The 15,773-nt window shown below is 67.9% G+C and carries 14 protein-coding genes; 9 read left to right on the forward strand and 5 right to left on the reverse strand.

From position 1 onward, the window contains the following. Positions 1-153: 153 nt before the first annotated feature. Entirely contained in the window at positions 154-1,716 is a 1,563-nt protein-coding gene (locus tag AB0K11_RS21415; protein WP_364981409.1) for a protein kinase, read from the reverse strand. Positions 1,717-1,962: 246 nt separating this feature from the next. Here AB0K11_RS21415 and AB0K11_RS21420 point away from each other — a divergent pair, with 246 nt between their 5' ends. Together AB0K11_RS21420 and AB0K11_RS21425 are read left to right on the forward strand one after the other, a co-directional pair. Beyond that, entirely contained in the window at positions 1,963-2,733 is a 771-nt protein-coding gene (locus tag AB0K11_RS21420) for a GAF and ANTAR domain-containing protein (RefSeq protein WP_364981412.1), read from the forward strand. Positions 2,734-2,916: 183 nt separating this feature from the next. After that, complete coding sequence (locus tag AB0K11_RS21425) at positions 2,917-5,757, forward strand: MMPL family transporter (RefSeq protein ID WP_364981879.1); 2,841 nt, start codon at positions 2,917-2,919, stop codon at positions 5,755-5,757. A 16-nt stretch (positions 5,758-5,773) separates the two neighbouring features. Here the strand turns inward: AB0K11_RS21425 and AB0K11_RS21430 are convergent, their stop codons facing one another. Continuing rightward, a complete protein-coding gene (locus AB0K11_RS21430) occupies positions 5,774-6,472 on the reverse strand; it encodes an RES domain-containing protein (protein ID WP_364981415.1) in 699 nt (232 codons plus the stop codon). After that, positions 6,466-7,107, reverse strand: a complete 642-nt coding sequence (locus AB0K11_RS21435) for a helix-turn-helix domain-containing protein (protein ID WP_364981418.1) — start codon at positions 7,105-7,107, stop codon at positions 6,466-6,468. Before AB0K11_RS21435 ends, AB0K11_RS21430 begins: the two co-directional genes overlap by 7 nt. 76 nt (positions 7,108-7,183) lie before the next feature. Here AB0K11_RS21435 and AB0K11_RS21440 point away from each other — a divergent pair, with 76 nt between their 5' ends. The 5 genes from AB0K11_RS21440 to AB0K11_RS21460 all read left to right on the forward strand — a co-directional run bounded on the left by AB0K11_RS21440 (position 7,184) and on the right by AB0K11_RS21460 (position 10,619). Next, positions 7,184-7,543, forward strand: a complete 360-nt coding sequence (locus tag AB0K11_RS21440) for a hypothetical protein (RefSeq protein ID WP_364981421.1) — start codon at positions 7,184-7,186, stop codon at positions 7,541-7,543. Positions 7,544-7,631: 88 nt separating this feature from the next. Continuing rightward, positions 7,632-7,823 carry a hypothetical protein gene (locus AB0K11_RS21445; protein ID WP_364981424.1) on the forward strand — a complete coding sequence of 64 codons (192 nt, stop codon included), beginning with the start codon at positions 7,632-7,634 and terminating at the stop codon, positions 7,821-7,823. Continuing rightward, entirely contained in the window at positions 7,820-9,064 is a 1,245-nt protein-coding gene (gene arcA / locus AB0K11_RS21450) for an arginine deiminase (protein WP_364981427.1), read from the forward strand. The genes AB0K11_RS21445 and arcA overlap by 4 nt, the downstream gene beginning before the upstream one ends. A gap of 19 nt (positions 9,065-9,083) precedes the next feature. Continuing rightward, entirely contained in the window at positions 9,084-9,908 is an 825-nt protein-coding gene (locus AB0K11_RS21455; protein ID WP_364981430.1) for a universal stress protein, read from the forward strand. Positions 9,909-9,911: 3 nt separating this feature from the next. Next, the gene (locus AB0K11_RS21460) at positions 9,912-10,619 is read left to right on the forward strand and encodes a Type 1 glutamine amidotransferase-like domain-containing protein (protein WP_364981433.1); all 708 of its coding nucleotides are present in this window, start codon (positions 9,912-9,914) and stop codon (positions 10,617-10,619) included. A 26-nt stretch (positions 10,620-10,645) separates the two neighbouring features. Here AB0K11_RS21460 and AB0K11_RS21465 read toward each other — a convergent pair whose 3' ends face one another. After that, entirely contained in the window at positions 10,646-11,413 is a 768-nt protein-coding gene (locus AB0K11_RS21465) for a class I SAM-dependent methyltransferase (RefSeq protein ID WP_364981882.1), read from the reverse strand. A 733-nt stretch (positions 11,414-12,146) separates the two neighbouring features. On the opposite strand from AB0K11_RS21465, the gene AB0K11_RS21470 reads away from it, so the two are divergent. Both AB0K11_RS21470 and AB0K11_RS21475 read left to right on the forward strand, forming a co-directional pair. After that, complete coding sequence (locus AB0K11_RS21470) at positions 12,147-13,430, forward strand: argininosuccinate synthase-related protein (RefSeq protein ID WP_364981436.1); 1,284 nt, start codon at positions 12,147-12,149, stop codon at positions 13,428-13,430. 19 nt (positions 13,431-13,449) lie between these two features. Next, on the forward strand, positions 13,450-14,814 hold the full coding sequence (locus AB0K11_RS21475) for a bifunctional o-acetylhomoserine/o-acetylserine sulfhydrylase (RefSeq protein ID WP_364981439.1): 1,365 nt from the start codon (positions 13,450-13,452) through the stop codon (positions 14,812-14,814). On the opposite strand, the gene AB0K11_RS21480 is transcribed toward AB0K11_RS21475, so the two are convergent. Beyond that, positions 14,808-15,737, reverse strand: coding sequence for a methyltransferase domain-containing protein (locus tag AB0K11_RS21480; protein ID WP_364981442.1), 930 nt, complete (start codon positions 15,735-15,737; stop codon positions 14,808-14,810). The two genes, AB0K11_RS21475 and AB0K11_RS21480, sit on opposite strands and share 7 nt — an antisense overlap. Between the last annotated feature and the right edge of the window lie 36 nt (positions 15,738-15,773).

Consider the following 15,773-nt stretch of genomic DNA (forward strand, 5'->3'; position numbering starts at 1 on the left):
CGGTGCACCACCCATTACGGGTCGACTCCTCTGACGTCAGGGCGCAGCCGTCTCCCCCGACACTGGCCTGGTACCAGCAGCCGCCACGACGTGGTGATCAATCGATCTCATCTCGTACATCGCGCGCCGGTGCGAACCGTTACACGCCCGTGACTACTGCGTGGCGTACTGCAGCGCCGGCTCCGTGGAGTCGACACCGCCGCTGCCGTAGATGGTCAGCCGGTCGGGCCGCACCTCGTAACGGGCGCCGTCGGCGGGGTTGACGGCATCGAATCCGCCGCCCGCCGGCACCGCGTTGGCGAGTTGGAGGTCGGCGCCGTCGCTCAGCCGCTCCCCGCGGTAGTAGTAGCCGCTCGGTCCATCGCCGCAGACGACCGCGAGCGAGTTCGCCGTCCGGACCATCGCCGCGGCCTTGTCGCCGTTGTCGCATCGCGCCGAATGACCGATGAAGCCCTGTGTGTCGGCGCCGGCCATGCTGACGGCGCCCGCCGTGGTGCTCGTCGTGCTGGACGGGGTCGTCGAGGTGGTGGTCGTCGCGCTGGTCGTGCTCGACGTCGTCTCGGTGCTGGTGGGCTCCGTGGCCTCGGCGGTGGTCGTCGCCGGCGGCACCGCCAGTGGGGTGCGCGCCGGGCTGCCTGCGTCGCCGCCGGACACCAGCAGTGCGCCCAGCACCGCGGCGACCCCGAGCAGCACGACGGTCGCCGCGATCAGCGCCACCTGCGTCCTGCCGAATCGCGCACGCCCGGCCGCCTGCGGCGCGGCACGCTGCACCGGCGGCGGATACGGCGTGTAGCCGGTGGCGGCCGGATTCGGGTACATCGCCGAGAACTGGCGGGTGTCGGTGGGAGGGCGTACGTCGGCGGCGGGGGCCACCTGCGACGACGCGGCGGCCGCGGTGGCGGCCCTGGCCAGCTCGCCCGCCGAGGGGTACCGCGCGCCGGGTTGCTTGGCCATGCCACGGGCGATGACGTCGTCGAAGGCCCGCGACACGCCGGCGCGCGCCGCGCTGGGCCGTGGCGGCGGCGCGAACATGTGTGCGCTCATCAGCTGTCGCAGGTCACCGGCCTCGAACGGGGGCCTGCCGGTGAGGCACTCGTAGAGCAGGCATGTCAACGCGTAGACGTCCGACGGCGGCCCGACCGGCCCGCCGCTGAAGCGCTCGGCGGCCATGTACGCACACGACCCGATCACCATCCCGGTTCTCGTCACGCTCGCGTCCTCATCGGCGTGGGCGATGCCGAAGTCCACGAGGTAGGCGAAATCGTCGGCGGTGAGCAGGACGTTCTCGGGTTTGATGTCGCGGTGCACCAGCCCGCCGGCGTGCGCCGCGTCGAGCGCCGCCCCGACCTGCGCGATGATCGACGCGGCCCGCCCCGGCTCGAGCGGTCCCTCGGCGCGCAGCACGTCCTTGAGGCTCGCGCCGTCCACCAGTCGCATGTCGATGTAGAGCACGCCGTCGATGGCACCGAAGTCGTGCACCGGGATGACATGCGGCTCCTGCAGGCGTGCGGCCACCCGCGACTCTCGCCGGAACCGCTCCTGGAAGTTCGGGTCGGCGGCCACCTCGGGGCGCAGCAGCTTGACCGCCACCATGCGCTCGCGGTGGGTGTCGAAGGCGCGGTACACCTCGCCCATACCCCCCACCCCGATCAGCGATCGCAGCTCGTAGGGCCCGAAGCGGGTACCGAGACGCGCGCCGCCGTGCGGGGATGCCATTCCACAGTCCTTTCGTTGATCTGGATCGAGAGCCCACCACCGTCCAACTCAACGAGCGGTCCCGAGGTGTGTTCCCGGGTTGCACGGAGAATTAACGCGCCCGTGACGCGTGTGGGCCGCATCGGCTGTTTCAGTCCAGTCTGTGGCGATTCGGTGACCGATGGCCGGGACGCGCAAAATGTGTGCAGACACCGAATCACCGTTTGTAGTCTCAGCGTAAAGGCTTGCAGTCAAGGGGCATTCTCGATGGGTAGTGACCGTCCTGACCAGTTGGACCGAATCGCGTCGACCACCGACGCGGTCGAGTCGTTGTTTTCCCTGTTCGCCGCGGAGGAACCGCTCGACGACGCGCTGCTGCGGGTCGCCGAGACCGCGGCCAGGGCGATCCCGGACGCCGATGCGATCTCGATCACTGTGCTGTCCGACACGAAGGCCCGCACCGCGGCGTGCACCGAGGACCGGGTGCTGCAACTCGACCTCGCGCAGTACCGGTCGGACCGCGGGCCTTGTCTGGCGGCGGCGCATTCCCGCAGCGCGGTCCGCACCACGCTGGACCTGGACCAGGAGTCGTGGCCGGAGTTCGCCGACGCAGCGCGACAAGAGGGGGTGCTGGCCACCCTTTCCGTCCCGCTGATCATCGCGCCGACCCAGGAGGGCGGCGAAGGTGAGCTGGTCGGCTCGCTGAACATCTACAGCCGCACGGCATCGGCGTTCGACCCGTTCGACCCGTTCGACGAGAAGATCATGCAGCTGTTCACGGTGGCCGCGGGCGCCGCCATCGCCAACGCACGCCGGTGGCAGGGCTGCCGGGAGTCGGTCAGCCAGCTCGAGCGGGCTTTGATTTCGCGTTCCGAGATCGATCAGGCCAAAGGGGTGATCCGGGCTCTGCAGGGGTGTTCGGCGGACGAGGCGTTCGAGGTCCTGAAGGCCCGCTCGCAGCGTGACAACGTGCGGTTGCACACCGTCGCCGTCCAGCTCCTCGACTCGCTGTCCGACCGTGCACAACCGCCGCTGTGAACGCTCTCAGGCGGTAGCAGGAGCACCCCCGACAGGCAGCCGCATCTGGTAAGAACGGGCGGACAGAACGCCGTCTTGAAGGAGCTTGACCAAGGTGCCCAACTCGCACGTTGAGGCCGGGCGCTGCTGCGGTTCCTCCGCCGCCCGGATGACGTCCCGGTGAGCACACCGACAACACAGCCGATCCACACTCCCGAGCAGCAACGGCGGGGCGCGCTGCCCAAGGCGATCCGCCGGCTGGCGATTCCCATCATCGTCGGCTGGATCCTGCTGGTCGCGGTGCTCAACGCCACCGTGCCGCAGCTCGAGGTCGTCGGCCAGATGCGGTCGGTGTCCATGAGCCCCGACGACGCGCCCTCGGTGATCGCCACCACCCGCATCGGTGAGGTGTTCGAGGAGTTCACGTCCGACAGCTCGGCGATGATCGTGCTCGAGGGCGACGAACGCCTGGGCGACGACGCGCATCGGTTCTACAACGAGATGATCGACCGGCTCGAGGCCGACACCACCCACGTCGAACACGTTCAGGACTTCTGGGGTGACCCGCTGACGGAGGCGGGCGCGCAGAGCACCGACGGCCGGGCCGCCTACGTGCAGGTGTACCTCGCAGGCAACATGGGTGAGTCGCTGGCCAACGAATCGGTGCTGGCCGTCAAGAACATCGTGGGCGACCTGTCCCCTCCGCCGGGGGTGAAGGTCTACGTCACCGGTGGCTCGGCGCTCGCCGCCGATCAGCAGATCGCCGGTGACCGCAGCGTCCGGACCATCGAACTGGTCACCTTCGCGATCATCATCTCGATGCTGGTGCTGGTGTACCGATCGGTCGCCACGGTGCTGCTGACACTGGTGATGGTGATGCTGGGCCTGACGGCGGCCCGCGGCGTGGTGGCCTTCCTCGGCTACCACGACATCATCGGACTCTCGACGTTCGCGACCCAGCTGCTCGTCGCCCTGGCCATCGCCGCCGCCACCGACTACGCGATCTTCCTGATCGGCCGCTATCAGGAGGCGCGCACCAACGGCGAGGACCGGGAGTCGGCCTACTACACGATGTTCCACGGCACCGCTCACGTGGTGCTCGGCTCGGGCATGACGATCGCGGGCGCGACGTTCTGCCTGTCGTTCACCCGGCTGCCGTACTTCCAGACCCTCGGTGTCCCGCTGGCGGTCGGCATGACCATCGCCGTTCTGGTGGCGCTGACACTCGGGCCGGCGATGGTGACGGTGGCCAGTCGGTTCGGGTTGCTGGAACCCAAGCGCGCCATGCGGATCCGCAGCTGGCGCCGGCTGGGCGCGGTGATCGTGCGGTGGCCCGGACCGGTGCTGCTCGCCACGATCGCGCTGTCGCTGATCGGCCTGCTCACCCTGCCGGGCTACAAGAGCAACTACAACGACCGCAACTACCTGCCGGCCGACCTGCCCGCCAACGAGGGATTCGCCGCCGCGGAACGGCATTTCGACGCCGCGCGGATGAACCCGGAACTGCTGTTGGTCGAGACCGACCGCGACCTGCGCAACCCGGCGGACTTCCTGGTGATCGACAAGATCGCCAAGGCGATCTACCGGGTTCCCGGGATCGGGCGCGTCCAGGCGATCACCCGGCCCGACGGAAAGCCCATCGAGAACAGCACGATCCCGGCCCAGCTCAGCATGAGCAGCACGTTCAACGCGATGAACCGCGGGTATCTCGAGGCCCGCATGGACGACATGCTGCTGCAGGCCGACGCGATGGACCGGCAGATCGCCACGATGAACCGGATGATCGCGCTGATGGAGGAGATGAGCGCCACCACCGACAGCATGGTCGGCAAGACGGTCATCACGGCCGAACACCTCGCCGAACTGCGGGACGGCATCGCGAATTTCGACGACTTCTTCCGGCCGATCCGCAACTACTTCCACTGGGAACCGCACTGCTACAACATCCCGGTCTGCCACACCTTGCGGTCACTGTTCAACGCCCTTGACGGCATAAACACGATGACCGACCAGTTCCAGAGCCTGGTGCCGGATCTGCAGCGGCTGAATTCGCTGATGCCGCAGATGCTCACGCTGATGCCGCAGACCGTCCAGACGATGAAGAACATGAAGACGATGATGCTGACCATGCACGCCACCCAGGCGGGTCAGCTCGACCAGCAGGCCGCGATGGAGGCCAATCAGTCCGCCATGGGTGACGCGTTCAACGACGCGATGAACGACGACACCTTCTATGTGCCGCCGGAGATCTTCGAGAACGAGGACTTCAAGCGGGGCATGGAGAGCTTCATCTCGCCGAACGGCAAGGCCGTCCGGTTCATGATCAATCACGAGGGCGACCCGCTCAGCGCCGAAGGCATCCATCGCATCGACGACATCAAGCAGGCCGCCAAGGAGGCCATCAAGGGCACCCCGCTCGAGGGCTCCCGGATCTACGTGGCCGGCACCGCCGCCGCCTTCAAGGACATGCAGGAGGGCAACGACTGGGACCTGCTGATCGCAGGCATCGCGGCGCTCACGCTGATCTTCACGATCATGCTGCTGATCACCCGCAGCGTCGTCGCGTCGGCCGTCATCGTCGGCACGGTGGTGCTCTCCCTCGGCGCGTCGTTCGGTCTCTCGGTGCTGGTGTGGCAGCACATCCTGGGCATCGAACTGCATTTCATGGTGATGGCCATGGTGGTGATCGTGCTGCTGGCCGTCGGCGCGGACTACAACCTGCTGCTGGTGGCGCGCCTGAAAGAGGAGATCCATGCCGGGATCAACACGGGCATCATCCGGGCCATGGGCGGTACCGGATCGGTGGTCACCGCCGCGGGCCTGGTGTTCGCGTTCACGATGATGGGCATGGCGGTCAGTGAGATGACGGTGGTCGCCCAGATCGGGTCGACCATCGGCATGGGCCTGCTGTTCGACACCCTGGTGATCCGGGCGTTCATGACACCCTCGATCGCCGCGCTGATGGGTCGCTGGTTCTGGTGGCCGCAGATGGTCCGTCCCCGGCCGGTGCCCGCGAAGTGGCCGTCGGTGCCCGCGGGGCGCTGACGCCCGGGGCGAGCGTTCACGTTCCGCAACGCGGGCACGTGTCCACCCGGGCGGCGGTCATGCCGAGCCCACCCGCGGCCACGACGACCCGCCGCCACATCCGCGGGTCGCCGAGCGAGAAGTCCTGCGCCGCACCGTCCGCCGAGGCGACCACCGCCACGTCGGCGTCGGTGTTCCAGAGGGCCAGCGACCGGCCGTTGCTGTGCGCGGCGTGGTAGTACACGCCGTCCACCGGTCGGCGCGCCGGCTGATCCTCGTAGATCGCCCGCGCCCAGCGTTGCGTGCGGGCCCGCGGATAGGCGCCGGTGGCCAGTGACGGCAGCGCGCCGATGCGCATGGCGGCGCCCTCGGAGCGCAGGTCGAGCGTGATGATCTCGGAGCGGGGGCGGACGAGCGCGACGCGGTATCCCGGGCAGATCGCCGCCTCACCGAGGTCGCCGAAGACCTCGCCGAGCGCGGTGGCGAGGTTGCCCGCGACGTAGAGGACGGTACGGCCGTCGGGGCACGTCGTCGGCGCATCCGGCGCAGGGGTGTGATGGTCGAGGCGCGCCAGCGGCCCGTACCCGCGGTGGGTGACCCCGTCCGGGGTGTGCGCCGATCGGTGGTAGACGCGGCACCAGCCCCAGCCGGCCCTGGGCAGCGCGGTGGGCCAGCGCCAGGTCCAGATCCGGCCGCCGTGCAGCGGCCGTCGCGGTTCGCCGAGTTCGGCTACCACGCCGCGGCGGTGGTCGCTGCCGCCGCGGCGATGACCTGCGGCACCCGACCGGCAGCGAGGGCGTCGGCCGGAGCGGCGCCGCCGAGGTCGGCGTTCGGGGTGGTGACCCATCTGCTCAATGCGACGAGCCCGCCGGGGAACACCGCACGGACCGCCGCGATGCCGGGCAGGAAGCCGCGCTCGGCGCCGGCGTTGATCTGCCACATCGGGATTCGCCATTCCCGGCCGTCCTTCAGTCCGACCAGATCGCCGTCGGCCAACCGATCGAGGACGGCCTGCGGTGTGACCCCCAACAGCTCGGCGACCTCCGGCCGCGACAGCGACGCACCCAGGAGTTCCCGGCGGGCGAGGAAGTCGTTCTTCAACCCCTGCAGCGCCGCTGCCCGCACGTCGTCGGTCGACGGGGCGGCGCCCCAGAGCGCGTCGTCGAGGCCGGCGTCGTCACGATCGGCGACGGCGTCGACGAAGTCGGTGCGCACCGAGGCGGGCGCCGACTCCAGCGCGGTGTGCACCGCCGAGGTGACGTCGTCGACGGACGGCGCCGCACGCTTGCGCACCTTCACCGATGACGACGTCTCTCGCCTGCGGCGGGCTTTCGCCGCCGCAGTGTCGATCGGTGTGGTTCTCACGGTCATCTGCTCAGTGTACTCAAAGCAAGATAAACAAGTAAACCATCTTGGTCGCCGCATCGGCGGTGTTACGGTCGCGATCATGGGGTTCCTCGACGACGTCCGCCGATTGAAACAACTTCAGCAGGAGAATCCGCAGCTTTCCCGCCAGGAGCTCCAACAACTGCTCGAGGACGAGAAGCGGCAGGCCCACCACGGCGATTACGCGCCGGGCGCGGTCAAGCCGTACGTCGAGGTGGTGCCCCCCAAGGCGTGGAAGGCGGATCTCGACCGGTTCGTGGCCGACTACATCGGCATCGTCGGCCTGCAGCCCGAGGACGTGTTCGCCGTCTACCCGGAGCCCAACCGGGAGACGCCCGGCACCCTCACGATCATCTACCGCGACCGCCCGGAGTACGCCGACGGACGGCGCCGCCACCGCCGGCTCCTGCTCGGCGAATAGGCTCACGCGCGGCGCGTTGCCGATCACGTGAATTCGACGACACACCACGCTGCGCGGATTAGGGTCGGGCACGAGGGGGTTCCTCGGCATGACCACAGCGGACGTCGCCTCGGAGCAGTCCGAGAAGAAGGTGAGTCTGCCGACGCTCACCGCGATGGTGGTCGGCTCGATGATCGGCGCGGGCGTCTTCGCCTACGCCAAAGCGGATTTCGGCAACTACGTCGGTCGGGCTTGCGACAGGGGCGATCGCCCTGTGACCACGAAGGGCACGTGTCCATGACCCAGCCGTCGGCCGCCTATGGCGTCCATTCCGAAGTGGGTACGCTGCGAAAGGTTCTGGTGTGTGCGCCGGGCCTGGCGCACGAGCGTCTCACACCGACCAACAGCGACGATCTGCTGTTCGACGACGTGATGTGGGTCCAGAACGCCCAGCGCGATCACTTCGACTTCGTCGCCAAGATGCGGGCGCGGGGAATCGAGGTGGTGGAACTGCACAACCTGCTCACCGAGACCGTGCAGATCCCCGAGGCCAAGGAATGGCTGCTGGACCGCAAGATCGTGGCCAACGAGGTGGGCCCGGGCCTGGTCGCCGACACGCGAGCGTTCCTGGACTCGTTGCCGCCGCGCCGACTGGCCGAACTGCTGATCGGCGGAATGTCGACCGCTGACCTCCCGGGCGATTTCCGGCCCGGATACCTTGCGCTGGCCCGGGACTCGCTCGGTGTGAACGAGTACCTCATGCCTCCGCTGCCCAACACGCTATACACCCGCGACACCACCTGCTGGATTTATGGCGGCCTGACACTCAACCCGCTCTACTGGCCGGCACGCCATGACGAGACCCTGCTGATGAAGGCCATCTACCGGTTCCACCCCGACTTCGTCGGCTCGAAGGTCTGGTGGGGCGATCCCGAGAAGTCATGGGGCCAAGCCACCATCGAGGGCGGTGACGTGTTGATCGCCGGGAACGGCGTGGTGCTCATCGGTATGAGTGAACGGACATCGCGCCAGGCCATCACCCAGGTGGCCATCACGTTGTTCGAGAACGAGGCGGTGACCGAGGTGATCGTCGCCGGGATGCCCAAACTGCGCGCGGCCATGCACCTCGACACCGTGTTCACCTTCGCCGACCGCGATGTGGTGACCGTCTACCCCCACATCGTCGACGCGATCAACCCGTTCACCCTCCGGCCGAGCGATCGCGCGCCCGGTGTCGAAGTCACCCAGGAATCGAAACCGTTCGTGGAGGTGGTCGCGAACGCCCTCGGCGTCGGCACGTTACGGGTCGTCGAAACGGGCGGCAACGCTTACGAATCCGAGCGCCAGCAATGGGACAGTGGCAACAACCTGGTGGCGATGGAACCGGGTGTGGTGGTGGCCTACGACCGCAACACCCGCACGAATTCGCTGCTGCGCCAGGAGGGTATCGAGGTGATCACGATCGTCGGCGCCGAACTCGGGCGCGGCCGGGGCAGTGGACACTGTATGACATGCCCCATCATTCGCGATCCACTCGACTGACGAAGAGGAAGGGGTTGGCATGCCGATCAGCGTGATCATCGGATTCGACGGTTCACCCGCTGCGACGGCGGCGATCGACGTGGGGAGGCTGCTGCTCCCGGGCGCGCACGCCTGGGTGGCGCACCTGTGGACTCCCCCGTTCACCAGCGATGCGCTCAGGCGACGGCTGCGGGCCAGCGCACGCAGTGCGAGTGAACTCGTCGAGCTCACCGAGGTCGAGGGCGAGCGCGAAGCGCAGCGGGTGGCCGCCACAGGCACCACGCTGGCGAGAGCCGCGGGCCTGGACGCCGAGCCGTTGGTGAAACGGTCCTGGGGCGGCGAGGGTCTGGTGCTCGCGCAACTCGCCGAGCAGGTGTCGGCCGACGTGGTGCTGGTCGGCTCCCGTGGGCTCGGCGGCGCACAGGCTCTCCTCGGTTCGGTGTCGGACATCGCGGTGCAGTACGCGTCGCGACCCACTCTGGTCGCGCAGGCGCCCATGCTGTCCGACGAATACGAGGCGCTGGCCGCCGGACCGGTGATCGTCGGAACGGACGGCTCGACCGGCGCGCAGAGCGCTGTCGTTGCCGCGCAGCGGATCTTCGCCGACCGCGAGGTCGTCCCGGTCGTAGTCGGGGACGGCCACGCCGAGACCGCGGCGGCCGACGGTGTGGTGATCGAGCCGGGCGGTGGCTCGGCCAGAGCGACGGCGGAGGTCCTCGTCGACGTCGCGGCGCGCCGTCACGCCGCGGTGCTGGTGGTCGGCTCGCGCGGCCGGTCGGGTTTCCGGCAGGTGCTGCTCGGCAGCGTCGCGCGGGCGGCACTGCAGGCGTCGCACCGCCCGGTACTCGTGGTACCCAGCGCTTAGCAGGTGGCCGATCCGGCGTCACGACGGCAGCCGCTCTACCTGCTGGCGGACAGTCAGCTGCTTTTCTGGAAGCGGCGGGGCCGGCTGCTCGTCGACACCGCCCTCGACGTATCCGGCTGTGGCGCAACGGTCGGCGCCGCATACATCGGCGCCTCCAATGGGGATCTCGTGGAGTTCTACGAGATCTTCGAAGCGGCAGTGGACGCGATCGGGATCACCGATCGCCGCATGATCGGTGCGTCGTTCCCCCCGGACGACCGGGCGTTTCTGCAACGCGCCCAGTTGATCGTCCTCGCAGGCGGCGACGTGCGTCTCGGCTGGAACACCTTCGAGAAAACCGGAATGAAGGACGTGATCCTGCACCGGTATGCGAAAGGCGCCGTCCTGGTGGGTATCTCAGCCGGGGCGGTCCAACTGGGGCGCTACGGTCTCCTCGAGACATCCGATCCTCTCGCCGGTGACCTGCTCGATGTGTTCGCGCTCGTTCCCGCCGTCGTCGACACACATGACGAGCACACCGGGTGGCGTCGACTGTCGCGCGCGGTCCGGTCGCTGGAGGGAGCCGCTCCTGGACTCGGAATCCCCTCCGGCGGCGGGGTGCTCGTGCACCCGGATACCACCGTCGAACCGCTGCGCCGGCCCGCACATGAATTCCGCTACGAGGGCGGACACGTCACGCACTCCGTCTTGCACCCCGAGACGGACGGCTGACGTCACCCGTGGGTCCGTGCGGCGGTCTACCGGGCGCGGGCGGCGACCATCGCCGTCGCACCCCGCGGTCGGGTGCGGAATTCGACGGTGATCGCCGGGTCGGCATGCCCGGCGAGCGCACGCAGCGCGGACGGGCTGTAGGCACGCAGCGAGCTGATGACCGCATCGTGTAGCGGCGGGACCAGCCCGGTGAGCGGGACGGTGAACCCCAACAGCGCCAGTTGGAACGGTGCCCGCCATCTGCGGAGGTCGATGATCAGCAACTTGTCCGCTGCCCGGGTGCCCTCGGCGATGACCTGGGCGGCCCGTTCGGGCGGTAGGTGGTGCAGGGACAGCGCGAACACCGCGAGGTCGTAGGACCCGTCGGGAGCGTCGATCGCGGTGGCGTCCATCTGCCGCACAGTGGCGCGGGGGTGACTGCCGAGGTCTCCGGCGGCGACGGCGGTGACGAATTCAGGATCGACGTCGGTGACCGTCAGCTGGGCGGACGGGTGCATCTCCAGCAGCTTGCGCGACAGCCCACCGAGACCGCACCCGAGTTCGAGGATCTTCGGCGATTCGATCGTGGCCACCTCGGTCAGGACCGCCTGGGCACACATCTCGTAGTTGCCCTTGAAGCGGCGCCGTCCGGTGCGGTCGAGCGACTCGATGACCTTGCGTTTCCGATCGTCGACGTCGTCGCGATCCAGATACTCCAACCGGTCGGTCTGCAGCCGCCGGTCCAGCCACGAGGCGTCCGGCCCGCCTCTCGGCATGCTCACGATGTCGTGGTGTGTCGCATCCATGTGCTCCATCATGGATCGCCGCTGCCGTCCTTCGACACAAAACAACGGCAATAGCAGTGCCGGTTCGCGGCCAGAATTCCGCGTGGGCGACCGCCTGGCGAGCGATCCGGCGTTATTTGCCACGACCGAACCTGGATCGCCTGTGACCAGAATGGCTGTCCCGTGCGCAATTCGGCGGCTTCGGCGCGCAGGAGGGATCGCTGCACCGGTCCGTGCGCCCGGCGCAGAGTAGTCACGAGCGGATGCTTGAGGGTTGAACAATGATGTCCGCACAGCTGCTGCGGGCGGATGTCCGCGACCCGGTGGGGCACCCGAATACCGCTGCAATACTTGAAAAGGACGGTATCGGACGGTGCGCGGCCCGGGCGGCCGGACACCGCGGCCCGGTCCTCCGCGTGGCGAGAACCGCCTGCTCGGCCGCGGCTCGGATACGGGCGCCCCGCCGAGGCGCTGCGGCGCTGCGCGGCACCGTCCCCCGGACCCCACGACCTTTATCGCGCGAAAGGGCAATTGATTGCGGTTTTCTTTGCTGCCGCCGCGACCGGGTGTTAGCCTGACCGAGTTGGGAGGATGCGAATCCATGGTCGCATTCGAACCCTCCCAGTCCTGGCCGGCGCGATCAGCCACTGTTCGGACGCTCCGGTCGAACGATCGACACCCCACGGGCAACGGGAGGTTGACACCAGTGACCCCTGACCCGACCGCGCGAGTCTGAAACATGGGATCCGGCCACATGAAACAGATGAAGATCCGCTCATTCTCGGACATCGAAGAACTGTGCCGCCCCAACGACACCATCGTGACGCTGTGTGGGGGCGGCTTGGACAGCGCGTATCTCCTGGCGCAGCTGGCGAAGTTCGACGTGCGCGTCATCGCGCTGTCCGTCGACCTCGGCGACGACTTCGACATCGATCAGTTCGCCGACATCGCGGACAGGTTCGATGTCCACATCACCCGCCTCGACTACCGCAAGGAATTCGCCGAGGAGTTCGTGCACGCATCGATTCTCGCCGGCGGCAGATATCTCGGACAGCACCCGATCAGCGCATCGCTGTCACGACCGTTGATCGCCCGCGTGGGCGTGGAGCTCGCGCGATCGGTCGGCGCCAAGTGCCTGCTCCACACGGCCAATCAGTCGCAGAACAGTTTGCGAAGGCTCAACGGCGCCATCAGTGATCTCGGATTCGAGGGCTACTTCGGATCACCCTACGAGTTCGACGCCCTGTCCCGCGACTTCAAGCGCCTGGAACTCCAGGAGAACTTCGGCATCTCCGGTTTCGCGAATCGACTACTGAGCACCGACACCAACCTGTGGTGCCGAGAATTCGAAAGCGGAAGCCTCGACGATCCCGAAGCGTTCGACATCGGCCAGGACCTCTATCAATGGTCGGTGGCATCGGAAACCGCGAGCCGGGTGATCGAGCTCGGCTTCGACGGGGGACGTCTCGTCTCGGTGGACGCCGAGCCCCTCACCGACCTCGTCGATCTGATCGCGAGCATCAACGCGAAGGTCGGTCGTTACGGCATCGGACGATTCTCCAGCCTCGAGCATCTGGAAGGCGGCGAGAAGGTACTCGAAGTTCGCGAGGCCCCCGCCGCGGCTCTCATCCTCGAGGGATTCACACAGCTCGCATCGGCGACGGTCGACGTCGAGACGCTGCGGTGGATGCGCACACTCGGCGACGCCCTGATCATGGAGGCTGTCGAGGGCCGGTGGTTCCGCGGCCTCCGCAGGGCACTGCAATCCTTCCTCGAAGAGAGTTCTCAGCGCGTCAGCGGCACCGTGCGATTCACCCTCCGGAACGGGGCGTTCGAACTCGAGGGTTTGAAGGCGGTATCACCGCTTTACATCCGTGACCGCGAGCAATGGGAGTACCGGAAGGCCGCCGCCGCCAGGTCCGTGACGACGAGTCGGCTCGCGGAGGCCGCCGTGCCGACGCGCAACAGGCACGGCAACGGTGCCGGTCGGCCTGTCGATTGGGTCGACGCCGGCGTGGAGCACCTGAGCAACGGCGAAAAGACCTAGCGTCCAGCAGAAGGCAGTCATGAGCGACGTCGCCGACACCGAGCCCGATCCCACCGCCCGATGGTCCTTCGAAACGAAACAGGTGCACGCGGGACAGCGGCCGGACTCGGCCACCCACGCCCGTGCGCTGCCGATCTACCAGACCGCCTCCTTCACCTTCGACGACGCTGGACACGCCGCCGCGCTGTTCGGCCTCGAGATGCCGGGCAACATCTACACCCGCATCGGCAACCCGACCACCGATGTCGTCGAGCAGCGCATTGCCGCGCTGGAGGGTGGCACGGCCGCGCTGTTCCTGGCCTCCGGGCAGGCCGCCGGAACCTTTGCCATCCTGAACCTCGCCGGTACCGGCGACCACATCGTGTCGAGCCCGCGCCTGTTCGGCAGCACGTACAACCTGTTTCACTACACGCTTTCCCGGCTCGGCATCGAGGTCACCTTCGTCGATCCCGACGATCCGGATTCGTGGCAGGCGGCGATACGGCCGAACACCAAGGCGCTCTTCGCCGAGACCATCTCGAACCCGAAGAGCGACGTGCTGGACACCCCGCGGGTCGCCGGCGTCGCACACGAGAACGGCGTGCCGTTGATCGTGGACAACACCATCGCCACCCCCTACCTCATCCAGCCGATCAGCCAGGGCGCCGACATCGTGGTGCACTCGGCCACCAAGTACCTCGGCGGGCACGGCACCGCGATCGCGGGCGTTATCGTCGACGGCGGCACCTTCGACTGGACGCAGGGCCGCTTCCCCGGCTTCACGACGCCGGACCCGAGCTACCACGGCATCGTCTACGCCGACATGGGTCCCGCACCGTTCGTGACCAAGGCCCGGCTGCAATTGGTGCGCGACATCGGGGCGTCGGCGTCACCGTTCAACGCGTTCCTGGTGGCGCTCGGCCTGGAGACGCTGAGTCTGCGCATCGAACGCCACGTCGCCAACGCGCAACGGGTCGCCGAATTCCTGGCGGGCCACGACGGCGTGCTGTCCGTCAACTATGCGGGGCTGCCGACGTCACCGTGGTACGAGCGGGCGAAGAGGTTGGCACCCAGGGGAACCGGTGCTGTTCTCGCGTTCGAACTGGCCGGCGGCATCGAGGCGGGCAAGGCCTTCGTCAACGCGCTGAGACTGCACAGCCATGTCGCCAACATCGGCGACGTGCGATCGCTGGTGATCCACCCGGCGTCGACCACACATGGCCAGTTGAGCCCCGAGGAACAGCTGGCCTGCGGCGTGAGCCCGGGGCTGGTCCGATTGTCCGTCGGCATCGAGGGCATCGACGACATCCTGGCCGATCTCGAAATCGGCTTCGCCGCGTCGCGGCGGCACGAACCCGCCGCGATGGCCGAAGCAGCGGTGATCGTGCGGACACCGGCTCACTGAGCGCCGGAAGCCCCAGTCTCCATTGGCTTCCGCGCCGAGGCGATCACATAGTCGGTCAAGCCGACCCCGCGTTCCCAGATCTCGACGCCGCGGCACTGGGCGCGGTCGTCGTCCGATACCTCGACGACCACCTCGTCCATCTTCTTCCCCTCGACGCGTTGGCGGCTGTACTTGGCCATGCCGGGGAAGACGTCCTGCCTGATCGATTCCACGCGGACATCGCCGAATCCGGCGGCTGACAGCCGCCGGGGGTATTCGTCGCGGTCGTACAGGTTGGCCTCCGGGACGTGGCCGTACTTGCGTGCGAAGGCGGTGGCGCGGCTCGTCTTCTTGCCCGGAACCGGGAGCATGTCGGCGATCGCGATGGACCCTCCGGGTTTGAGGACCCGAAATGCCTCGCGCAGGAACTGTTCACGCGTGTCGAAGTGGAACGCGCACTCCAGGGCCAGGACTCTGTCGAACGTCGCGTCGGGGAATTCCATTGCGGTCGCCGAACCGAGCCGCAGATCGATGTGATCCTGCAGTCCGCGCTTGGCGACCCGTTCCCTGCCCTTCTCGATGTGAACGGGGGTGATGTCGATGCCCGTGACGCGGGACAGCTTGAAGCGGTCGAGGAGAACGAAGTCCTGCTCGGCGAAACCCACGCCGACGTCGAGGACCTCGTCGCCCGGTTGCAGTCCGGCCCGCGTTCCCAGCAGTTCCACCATCGCGACGCAGGCGTCGGGGTAGGTGCGAGCCTCTTTCCAATAACCGAGGTTGAGCCACAGCGGCTTGTCATCGTCGACGAAGCCCTCGTCCAGGAAGTCGATGACATCGTCGCCGAGGGTGGTGTAGTAGGCCGCGGCATCCTTTTGTCGCACCAGAGTGAAGGAGCGGACAACGGTCAGGAACCCCCAGTAGATCGAGAGGGCGATTCGGCGCATGGTGTTCCTCCGGGAGTTGTCGGTGTGAGCCGCGGG

It is taken from the genome of Mycobacterium sp. NPDC050551, from assembly GCF_040674075.1.
In the GTDB taxonomy this organism is placed as follows: Bacteria; Actinomycetota; Actinomycetes; order Mycobacteriales; family Mycobacteriaceae; genus Mycobacterium.

What these genes read in the sequence shown, in the direction of transcription:
- AB0K11_RS21415 (WP_364981409.1), bottom strand. Translation starts at nt 1,716, where the DNA reads ATGGCATCCCCGCACGGCGGCGCGCGTCTCGGTACCCGCTTCGGGCCC.
- AB0K11_RS21420 (WP_364981412.1), top strand. Translation starts at nt 1,963, where the DNA reads ATGGGTAGTGACCGTCCTGACCAGTTGGACCGAATCGCGTCGACCACC.
- AB0K11_RS21435 (WP_364981418.1), bottom strand. Translation starts at nt 7,107, where the DNA reads ATGACCGTGAGAACCACACCGATCGACACTGCGGCGGCGAAAGCCCGC.
- AB0K11_RS21440 (WP_364981421.1), top strand. Translation starts at nt 7,184, where the DNA reads ATGGGGTTCCTCGACGACGTCCGCCGATTGAAACAACTTCAGCAGGAG.
- AB0K11_RS21445 (WP_364981424.1), top strand. Translation starts at nt 7,632, where the DNA reads ATGACCACAGCGGACGTCGCCTCGGAGCAGTCCGAGAAGAAGGTGAGT.
- arcA (WP_364981427.1), top strand. Translation starts at nt 7,820, where the DNA reads ATGACCCAGCCGTCGGCCGCCTATGGCGTCCATTCCGAAGTGGGTACG.
- AB0K11_RS21455 (WP_364981430.1), top strand. Translation starts at nt 9,084, where the DNA reads ATGCCGATCAGCGTGATCATCGGATTCGACGGTTCACCCGCTGCGACG.
- AB0K11_RS21465 (WP_364981882.1), bottom strand. Translation starts at nt 11,413, where the DNA reads ATGGAGCACATGGATGCGACACACCACGACATCGTGAGCATGCCGAGA.
- AB0K11_RS21470 (WP_364981436.1), top strand. Translation starts at nt 12,147, where the DNA reads ATGAAGATCCGCTCATTCTCGGACATCGAAGAACTGTGCCGCCCCAAC.
- AB0K11_RS21475 (WP_364981439.1), top strand. Translation starts at nt 13,450, where the DNA reads ATGAGCGACGTCGCCGACACCGAGCCCGATCCCACCGCCCGATGGTCC.
- AB0K11_RS21480 (WP_364981442.1), bottom strand. Translation starts at nt 15,737, where the DNA reads ATGCGCCGAATCGCCCTCTCGATCTACTGGGGGTTCCTGACCGTTGTC.